The following is a 9,401-nucleotide window of genomic DNA, read 5'->3' as shown; positions in this document are numbered from 1 at the left end:
CGGCGACCCCCATACCCCGCAGTCTGTGCCTGACACAGTTTGGCGAGCTGGATATCTCAATCAATACCGAATTGCCTCCGGGAAGACAACCGGTCATGACGAGCCGCGTCTCAACTACACCACAAAGAAAAAAAGCCTGGGAATTCCTGAGAGCCCAGATCGCGGCCGGCCGACAGGCCTATATTGTTTGTCCCCGTATTGATTCGGAAGACGAACAGAATATTCGTTCAAGTGCCGAAGAAGTCTATCGAAAACTGCAGAAGAGTGAACTGGCGACCGCTTCGATCGGCCTGGTCCACGGGCAGATGGACCGCGAAGAACGGGCAGGAATCATGAAGCAGTTTCACCAGGGAACAATTCAGGTACTGGTTTCCACGACGGTCGTCGAAGTCGGCGTGGATGTTCCCAATGCGACGCTGATGGTGATTCTGCAGGCGGATCGGTTTGGACTGTCGCAGCTGCACCAGCTAAGGGGACGCGTGGGTCGTGGCCTGCACCGGGGAAACTGTTTTCTGTTTTCTTACACGGAAAGCGAAGATGCTTTGAACCGACTGGCGGTGATGGAGCAGACGACCGATGGCTTTGAAATCGCCGAGGCAGATTTTCAGGCGCGCGGCCCGGGAGACATCTTTGGAACACGTCAGCATGGGGAACTGCCTCTGCGGGTTGCAGATCTGAAACGGGACGAAGCCATCCTGCAGGAAACGCATGCAGTGGCATTACGTCTCGTCGAAAGAGGCGAGTTTGATCAGCCTCGATTTGCCCCGTTAAAGATTCGTGTGCTGGAGCGATTCGGACAACTGATGGACCTGGGACAAAGCGGTTAATCCTATATCGCGGCTCAGGTCTGAACCCGGTTCGTGAACCAGGCGGCCAGCGTCCCATTCGTGATCACCGGAAACCAGGCAGCCTGGTCTGGTGAAATCAGTTTTGCGGATCCCATATAAAGGAAGCACTGCGAAATTCCAAACAGGCCTCCCATCACACAGGCACAGACTGCAATATTCAGGATCAGACTGCGACTTTCCTTGCGCAAAACAAACGGAATCGAAATCAGTACGGCGATCAGATTCATCAGCGGACGTGTGAGTCGGGAATGCAGGTCCAGTTTCTGTTTGCGAATTGACAAATCGCTGAAGGAAGGATTATTGATCCTGGCAATCAGATCCGGAGTGGAAATCAGCGAACTCAAATTGCGATTACAGAGCTGATCACAGCCGACATCCGTCACGATAAACATCTCGTCTGGCTCAGCACCAGGCAGAATGATATCCCTGGCAAATTCAGCGATCTCCAACTCCTGGTAACGTGGCGAGGCCTGCTTCAATAACCAGCCCCCTGGCCGGGATTCTGTCTGCTTCTGATAGACGGCAAATTCAGATTTGACGGTAACGAAAGCGTGTACCATCGGCTTGGAGAGCACGAACTCGGCTTTGTTCATTTTCTGTTCCGTCAGGAACAGTTCCTGCCCGTTGATCATAATCCTTGTGCTGAAATCATACACTGGCTCAACAAACTGCGCTGAGCTTCCCATGTCTCCCCGCTCCGCCTGGACCTTATCGGCAATCGCCGGAATGATCACTTCCTGATTCAAGCAGATCATGCAGTTGACGATAATCGTTGCCAGGGCCAGTGGAATGGCCAGCCGATACGTGGGGATCCCTGCGGAAAGTACGGGATTCAGTTCCCCGTGACGGACCATCAGGGAAAACACAACGACTCCCGCCAGCACCGTGAGAATCGGGCTGACCATGTCGAAAAAGATAGCAGACTGATAGAGATAGTACTCCAGCATGATCCAGAGCAGGCTGGTTGAAGAGTCCTCATCTGCGCCGGACTGGAAACCGTCGATATTCGTGAATCCGTCGAAAACCACGTACAGGCCGTAGGTTGCGATGAATCCAATCACGAAGACGTGAAAATATCGTTTCAGTAAATAGCGGTCGAAGGTAGTAAACACGTTTCCCAATCGTTGTCATGAGCTGGACTAAGAGCCTTGTTTCAGGGGGGGCGGGTATTATATCGTAATCCGGACAATCGGTCAATATCAGGATAACAGCTGTACATTCGATGCAGTCATTTTCCGAAAGTCCAAGTCACGAAACGGTCTCCTATGCAGGAAAATCGGAAAATCCCAAGAAAAGGCGCTATCTTAAGTTATTTGAAAATTTTGACTTATGTATTAATTTCTGATTTTGAAAGTTTCCAACTCTCGACATTTAATTCGCGTAGTGAATAATACTCGTGTGTAGCCGAGTGTAAAAACTGAGAATATCTGGTCATGTTTCCAATTTCTTTAGCCAAATTAAAAGCTATGTTTTGGGAGATTCGACTTTTGGAAGTTGCTCACCGAAGATGATCTTTATGAGGGGAAGAGGAAGTGGTACGAAAAGACGCAATAATCAGGTTGCACAAGCAACTATTGAATAGACGTGATGAGTTAAAAAAACTGGTAAGCGACAGTTCTGAAGGTTCGTCCGGCAGCCAGTCGTCCGTCGAGGACAGTGGCGATGCTGCAATTCGCGAACGTCGCCAGGATCTGGAATCCCATCTGGCCGAGATCGAATATAAAGAGCTGATGCAAATCCGCCGCGCCATTTCGCTGATCCAGGAAGGCCGTTACGGTCACTGCGAAAACTGCAATAAAAATATTCCGATTGCACGGCTTAAAGCAGTTCCTTACGCGATGTTTTGTGTCAGTTGTGCAGAGCAGCGCGAATCAATGGGATTATCCACTCATGATGTTCATGGCGATTGGGAAAACGCATACGAATTCGAAGGACGGCTTAACGATCAGGAAGTCAGAATTCATGATTTGGATCTCGAAAAATAGTCACCCCTTCCGATAATGAATTCCAGAGGGTTTCACCAGCCTGATTTCGTATTATCATCTCTCCCGAATAATACTGATCCCTCATTACTGACATTCTTTGTGGAGAGATTCATCGCGATCAGTCTTGTGGTCTCTGGTATTGCCGGTCGCCGCTGCCCTGCAGCTGGTCTCCTGTAATCAAATCGTTCGGCAGTGGCGAAGGATTGCCTCATTTTGCCGTAGCTACTTGTAGCTAAATTGCAAAAAAAATCCTGGGTCACGCTGAAGAAGATTTGCATCATGAAGAATCGATACCCCCTGGCACTCGTCACCGGTCTGATTGTTTCCGTTTCGCTTTGGAATGCCTGTTTTGAATCCACGCTGTCATTCAACCAGCTGGAGGCCAAGGTTCCCTCACAGACGAACCCCCGGCAAGAGCATTCCTCAATGCTCTCTTCCGCTGCCCCGTTGCAGGAAGGCAGCAGACATCTGGCCAAAATCGCAAAACTGGCAACTCCCAGCGTAGTCCATATACAATGCGAGCGGCAGACACCACGGGGCGCTGTCGAAGAGACCGGTTCGGGAGTGATTGTCCGAGGCGAAGGTGCCCCCGGTCTGTTTATCGTCACCAACCGGCATGTCGTGCGAGACTCGGATGGCACTTCGATATCCATCTCGCTGCACGATGGTCGAATGATCCACCCCCAGCAGAAATGGGAAGACAAAGATACGGACCTGGCAATCCTGAAAATCAACGTCAGCGATGTGACTCCTGCTGACTGGGGCGACAGCGACAAGCTGGATATTGGACACATGGTGCTGGCGATGGGCAGCCCTTTCGGTTTAAGTGAATCGGTCACGCTGGGAATTATCAGCGCCAAGGGAAGACGCTCCCTTCAGCTGGGCAGCGGTTCTGAAGTACTTAACCAGAACTTTCTGCAGACCGATGCCGCCATTAACCCCGGCAACAGCGGCGGTCCCCTGATCGACCTCGATGGCAATATCATCGGGATCAATACAGCAATCGCTTCCAACAGCGGCGGTAACGACGGGATCGGCTTCAGTATCCCCAGTAAGCTGGTACGTCATGTATTCAATCAGCTGGTGAAGTATGGCCAGGTTTACCGGGCCTACCTGGGAGTTCAGCTAGATCCGGAATTCAGCATCGCGACTGCAGGCCGTTTGAAGATGGACCGCGTGCGGGGAGCCCGCGTTGTGAAAGTCATTTCAAACACACCCGCATCACGTGCCAACCTGAAGTACGATGACATCATCCTCAGTTTTGGCGGAATCGATGTGCTCGACCAGAACCATCTGATCAACCTCGTCAGCCTGACTCCCATCGACAACCGTGTCAGTGTGGTTCTGTTACGCGGCGGCCGGAAGGTCAATGTAATGGTAGAACTGGCTAACCGTCGCATTCTGGACGAACTCGAACGGAAACAGAAAGAGACACAACAGTCTCGCCGCCCGGGAACATCAGCGGCCCCCATGAGCTTCCAGAAAGTGAAAAACTCGACAGCAAATGATGTCCTGGCAGGACTGCAGGTCCATGCCATGAACGCAGACCTGGCAACACAACTGGGATTCGAGGTCAGCCAGCCCGGATTACTCGTGATGGATGTAGACCAGCAGAACTCGCTGTCCAAAGTCATCAAACTCTATGATGTGATTGAAGAAGTCGCCGGAACTCCCGTCCACAGTCTGAAGGACTTGCGTGAGGTACTGGAACAGACTGCATCGCTGGACAGCCTGGTCCTGAAAGTCTCCAACGGCAAACCGGGACAACCACATCATCAACTCGTTATCTGGAAGAAATAGTAATTCTTCGACAGCTGACGATTCACAATCCATCTTTGATGGAAGCGGTCTCTCTCAACCTGATTCGCTTCGAAAAAAACCCGGTCAGCAGATCACTGACCGGGTTTTGATTTATTGAGACTCAGACGAATCGCTTAGTCTTTGTAGAAGCGAGTCAGTTCTTCAAACAGCAGCGGATCGCGGATCGAATCGCTGGCGAGACGTGCCCGGAAGCGTTGATTTCCTTCCACACTACCCCGTACCAGCACCTGATATTGGACTGATTCACCAGGAGCCAGGTCACCCAGAGATTTGAAGACAACCACACCGTTTTCAGCGATATGCTGAGTCGGGCCGGTAGCGGAAATCAGATCGACACCCGGAGGCAGTTCGCAGGAGACAGAGACATTCTGTGCTGACTTGCTTCCATCATTCTTAACAACCACTTTGTAACCGGTTTCTTTGCCGATTTCGACAGGATCGTCCAGATCAGCAATTTCCAGAACCAGCTGAGCGGTGCCTTCGATGCGTGTTTGAATCTGGGCGTCTGATTTTACATTGTGCTCAGAGATGGCTCGTACGTGATGCACATAATTGCCGATGGTTTTGGTTTTTAATTCCAGGTTTACACTGGCGGTTTGCCCCGGTTCCATCCGACCGAGGAACCAGCTGATGGTGGAATCTTCCGGATTGAACTGACCGCCATGATCGGCTTTGACGAATTCAAACCCTTCTGGAATTTTGTGTAAGACGCGGACATTATTGGTAGCAGCGGCCCCATCGTTGAGCGTTGTGATGGCATACTCAGCACTGCGACCTTTGTAGCGAAGTCCGGGACCATCGATGGCCACTTGAACTTTAGGAGCGATGACATTCACACGAGCCTGGGTTGCCTGAACCAGACCACCTTCCGCTTTTGCCTGAACATTCACGACCTGCTCTCCCCCCATCACAGCGGCTAATGCCAGCCGAATCGTTCGTGTTTCACCAGGATTCAGCGAACCAACCTGCATCTGCAGATATTCAGCAGTCACGTGTTCCAGACCTTTGGGGATTTCCGCTTCCAGGACTACATTGTGCAAAGTACCGGTACCGGGGTTCGAAATGGTAACAGACTGAGAAGCGGGTTCACCAATCATGACATTGGTGGGGCCTTTGACAGCCACCTGCAACATGGGTTCTGCGACCATGAACGACTCTGTCAGAGCACTGGTTGAGCGAACATTGGCAGTGGCAATAATCGCACCACGCTGACTGGGAATCATGGAAATGCGGATGACTTTTGTTTCGCCGGCTTTCAGCGATTCAAATTTCCACTCCAGTTGATCGCGGCTGGAACTGGGACGAGGCTCTGCATTGGTTAACCGAACGGTAACCGGAAAGGAGGCTTCGACCAGCAGATCCTGAGCAGTCTGTTTTCCTTCGTTTTTGATTTCGAGCTCGAATTCACATTCCTGCCCTACGTTAATTTCTGTTTTCTTAATCCATTTGTGGGTCAGTTTTGCAGCAGCTTCTTCTGAAGCGATACCCACTGGTTTCGGAGTTAATTCGGTTGCACGACGACTGCCGGGAGTTGCACTGATTGTAATTCCCGACGGTTGCTCTGTTTTTGGTGCGGCAGGAGCAGCTCCAAAAGTCAGATGATGTTTGTTTTCGACCGTCTTGCGATCTGGAATGCGGGGAACAGAGAGACTGGGAGTTTGTGGAGCAGACTGCTGAAATTCTGTGGGCTGACGGAACTGATTATCGCGTGAGTTCCCTGCACTGATCTGCTGAATATTTCCCTGAGTCGATTTCTGATTGCCCTGCTGAAATTCGGCGTGAACAATGTTCTGCGTGTCAGACTGGTCTGCATTGAAGGTTTCGAAGTGATACTGTTTTTTACCGTTTTGCGGTTCAGCGTGTCCGATCTGCTGGAACTGAGACTGGCTTGCTGCTGGAGCCTCGGTTTTCGCTTTGTTATCCAGGCGGCGATAGGGACGCTCCTGGCCAAACAGTTCCTTGTAGTAATTCGGAACCTGTGAGAGCCGTTCTTTATCGGTAGGCTTGAATTGTGAAGCCTGATTTTTCAGAGCCGCATTCTGATTCGACTGAGAAATGGTGATCCCGCCTGTATTACTTTCCGGTGCCTGACCGGAAAAATACTGGCTGGAAGACCGCGAAGCAGGAGCAGAATCGAAGGGTGACCTTGATTCCAAAATGCGATCATCGGCGGTGGCGATACTCGCACTCATTACCATGGTTGAAAATATCGCGAGCATCTTTTTTCCGCGTCGCATTTTGTTTCTCCTTACCGATTGGAATTTACTGCTGGATCGGAACTGATTTGAGGTTTGATTTGACATGAGAGCTCTGAGAGCGGGAGTGTTATGAAAATTGCAGGACGCTGTATTAGTTTTATCCATTTCTCTCTATCGGATCTGCGGATCTCAGGAATTGAATCAGATATGCTGATTTTTTAAAATAAACCGGAATTGCAAGTTATTCCGGTTATGACGGTTGTTCCCAGGAACGTCTCTCCCCACGCACCCGAAAATCGCTAAACGATTACCTGCAAGTCACTTATAGAGCACAGAGAATCAATATAACTGTTCAGATCCTGGCTGAAGGCCTTCTACTGGAAATCATGGTATTCCAGAGGGCATCAGACTTCACCCTGCTGCGTTCTCCCTGGTATTCTCGGTTCAAATAGCCCTGGGGACGCTTTAGTGAAACTGGATACAGTCTGATTGCGATCTGCGCTCCGGATCTCGGACAATTCAGCATTTCCGCATTCTGATGATTGACTCTCCGGGAGAACCCCTGAAAATGAGCATGTCGCTGACTAAAACTTAACAGGAGCACGAAACCCCTGAACCTGTAGACAGGATTATGAATTCACCAGACGCCGACAGGAACCAGACAAATCAACGCAATGCCTCGATTAAGGTCTATATGCTGGGCTGCGTCGATTTTGACTCGTTTCTTGTACTCCAGGAACGGGAGTTTCAGCAAATCAGGCAACAGGGTACTGATCAGGCAACTCTTTTTGTTTGTGAGCATCCTCCTCTCATTACCGTAGGCCGGGAAGGAAGTCATGCTCAGCTGGCACAATCCAGTCAGGAATTTAAAGCAAGTCAGCTGGAAGTCCGCTGGATCAATCGGGGAGGGGGCGCCTTGCTGCATGCTCCCGGCCAGTTGGCCGTGTATCCCCTGCTCCCTTTAAAACAGATCGGTCTGGGAATGGATGACTTTCAGAACCGGTTAGTCCAGTCCCTGTTGGAAATGTCGGCAGAGCAGGGAATTGCAGCAGACCAGTATCCGAATTCCTCAGATATTTTCGGTCGTTGTGGCCAGTTTGCCTTTCTGGGGGCTGCGATCAAATCCTGGATTTCTTACTATGGTTTGTATATTAATGTCTCGCCCGATATGAAATTACAGCGATTGATTGATGCCAACCAGCATGACCACCGACTGACATCCCTTTCTGCGACTCTTACCAGGGAAGCCAGTATGAGTTCTGTCCGCGAAAGCATTGTCAGAAATCTGGTTCAACAGTTTGGCTATCAGCAGACTCATATATTCACACGACACCCATTATTGCACAGAGTGAAGAAAAAAGTTTATGTCCACCCTTAATATTCTGACAGACACAACTCCCGAACCCCGACAGCGACTTCCCAAATGGCTGAAGCGGCCGTTGCCCGAACCGGGGATGGCTTTCACCAGTAACGTAATCGAAGACCTGAAACTGGTGACGGTCTGCGAAAGCGCCAAGTGCCCCAACCGCACCGAATGCTGGTCACACAAGACCGCGACACTGATGATTCTGGGAAATGTCTGTACGCGGCCCTGTGGCTTCTGTTCCATCCCCAAGGGGAAAACAGAAACCGTACAGCTGGATGAACCTGAGCGGGTTGCTGAAGCGGCCGTGCGACTGGGCCTGGAGCATGTCGTGATCACCTCGGTCACGCGTGATGATCTGCCAGATGGGGGCGCTGAGCATTTTTATAACTGCATCCTGGCAATCCGCGAACGGATGGATGCCGACATCGAAGTTCTGACTCCCGACTTCCGGGGCGACCGCAAAGCCATCCACCGCGTGATTGAAGCGCACCCGGATGTATTCAACCATAACACGGAAACCGTGCCGCGACTTTATCACCGCGTGCGTCGCAATGCCGATTACCAGCGTACTCTGGACCTGTTGATTCAGGTCAAAGAAACAGATCCCTCCATCGTGACCAAAAGTGGAATTATGCTGGGGTTGGGCGAAACGCGCGAAGAAGTGCTGGAAGTCTGTGCTGACCTGCGGGCTGCCGGCTGCGACATGATTACCATTGGTCAGTACCTGCAGCCCACTCCACAGAACCTGCCTGTGGAACGCTTCCTGCCTCCTGAAGAATTTGATGAAGTGGGAGACCAGGTCCGGGCAATGGGCTTCAAACTGGTTGCCAGCGGTCCCTTTGTACGCTCAAGTTATAATGCAGGTGAGATGGCGTCTGTCCTGGGAAAAGACTCCTGAATGCCGACACCGATACTTGTGCCCCCGGTCATCAGTTCTCCCCAGCCGCTGAAAGTCAGTTTGTGGCTGACCCACGCAGGCGAAGAAGTCGCCAGCGGTGATCGAGTGGTCGAACTGCTGATTCCCGGTGTGACGTTTGACGTGGAAGCCCCCTGTGCCGGGATGATCGTCTCTTGCGAATGTCAGGCCGGGGCCGAAGTCTCAACAGGCATGGTTCTGGGCTGGATTGAACCGCAGGATTCTGAAGCGGCAGCGGACGGGAACACTGAAGACTGATTACTGAAA

The 9,401-nt window shown here is 51.2% G+C and carries 8 protein-coding genes; 6 read left to right on the top strand and 2 right to left on the bottom strand.

Features of this window, described 5'->3' with window-relative positions; all coding sequences use genetic code 11:
* Positions 1 to 827: helicase-related protein (locus AACZ40_RS15200; protein ID WP_339674889.1), on the top strand; the 827-nt coding region annotated here is incomplete at its 5' end.
* A 14-nt stretch (positions 828 to 841) separates the two neighbouring features.
* Here AACZ40_RS15200 and AACZ40_RS15195 read toward each other — a convergent pair.
* Complete coding sequence (locus AACZ40_RS15195) at positions 842 to 1,960, bottom strand: LptF/LptG family permease (protein WP_291179722.1); 1,119 nt, start codon at positions 1,958 to 1,960, stop codon at positions 842 to 844.
* A gap of 420 nt (positions 1,961 to 2,380) precedes the next feature.
* On the opposite strand from AACZ40_RS15195, the gene AACZ40_RS15190 reads away from it, so the two are divergent.
* Both AACZ40_RS15190 and AACZ40_RS15185 read left to right on the top strand, forming a co-directional pair.
* On the top strand, positions 2,381 to 2,833 hold the full coding sequence (locus tag AACZ40_RS15190; RefSeq protein WP_291179727.1) for a TraR/DksA family transcriptional regulator: 453 nt from the start codon (positions 2,381 to 2,383) through the stop codon (positions 2,831 to 2,833).
* A 279-nt stretch (positions 2,834 to 3,112) separates the two neighbouring features.
* The gene (locus AACZ40_RS15185) at positions 3,113 to 4,633 is read left to right on the top strand and encodes a trypsin-like peptidase domain-containing protein (RefSeq protein WP_291179730.1); all 1,521 of its coding nucleotides are present in this window, start codon (positions 3,113 to 3,115) and stop codon (positions 4,631 to 4,633) included.
* Positions 4,634 to 4,767: 134 nt separating this feature from the next.
* On the opposite strand, the gene AACZ40_RS15180 is transcribed toward AACZ40_RS15185, so the two are convergent.
* Complete coding sequence (locus AACZ40_RS15180; RefSeq protein WP_291179734.1) at positions 4,768 to 6,891, bottom strand: hypothetical protein; 2,124 nt, start codon at positions 6,889 to 6,891, stop codon at positions 4,768 to 4,770.
* Positions 6,892 to 7,483: 592 nt separating this feature from the next.
* Between AACZ40_RS15180 and AACZ40_RS15175 the strand changes: the two genes are divergently transcribed.
* The 3 genes from AACZ40_RS15175 to AACZ40_RS15165 are packed head-to-tail and all read left to right on the top strand — an operon-like array spanning position 7,484 to position 9,392.
* Positions 7,484 to 8,230, top strand: coding sequence for a hypothetical protein (locus tag AACZ40_RS15175; RefSeq protein ID WP_291179736.1), 747 nt, complete (start codon positions 7,484 to 7,486; stop codon positions 8,228 to 8,230).
* Positions 8,217 to 9,116: a lipoyl synthase gene (gene lipA / locus AACZ40_RS15170; protein WP_291179739.1), complete on the top strand. Its 900-nt coding sequence runs from the start codon at positions 8,217 to 8,219 to the stop codon at positions 9,114 to 9,116. The genes AACZ40_RS15175 and lipA overlap by 14 nt, the downstream gene beginning before the upstream one ends.
* Complete coding sequence (locus AACZ40_RS15165; RefSeq protein ID WP_291179742.1) at positions 9,117 to 9,392, top strand: biotin/lipoyl-containing protein; 276 nt, start codon at positions 9,117 to 9,119, stop codon at positions 9,390 to 9,392. It abuts the gene before it with no gap.
* Positions 9,393 to 9,401: the final 9 nt, after the last annotated feature.

This window comes from uncultured Gimesia sp. (genome assembly GCF_963972345.1).
GTDB lineage: Bacteria > Planctomycetota > Planctomycetia > Planctomycetales > Planctomycetaceae > Gimesia.
This window is presented reverse-complemented; position numbering and strand designations above follow the sequence as displayed.

Coding starts and splice junctions, on each gene's coding strand:
- AACZ40_RS15175 (WP_291179736.1), top strand. CDS start 7,484: ATGAATTCACCAGACGCCGACAGGAACCAGACAAATCAACGCAATGCC.
- AACZ40_RS15185 (WP_291179730.1), top strand. CDS start 3,113: ATGAAGAATCGATACCCCCTGGCACTCGTCACCGGTCTGATTGTTTCC.
- AACZ40_RS15180 (WP_291179734.1), bottom strand. CDS start 6,891: ATGCGACGCGGAAAAAAGATGCTCGCGATATTTTCAACCATGGTAATG.
- AACZ40_RS15165 (WP_291179742.1), top strand. CDS start 9,117: ATGCCGACACCGATACTTGTGCCCCCGGTCATCAGTTCTCCCCAGCCG.
- lipA (WP_291179739.1), top strand. CDS start 8,217: ATGTCCACCCTTAATATTCTGACAGACACAACTCCCGAACCCCGACAG.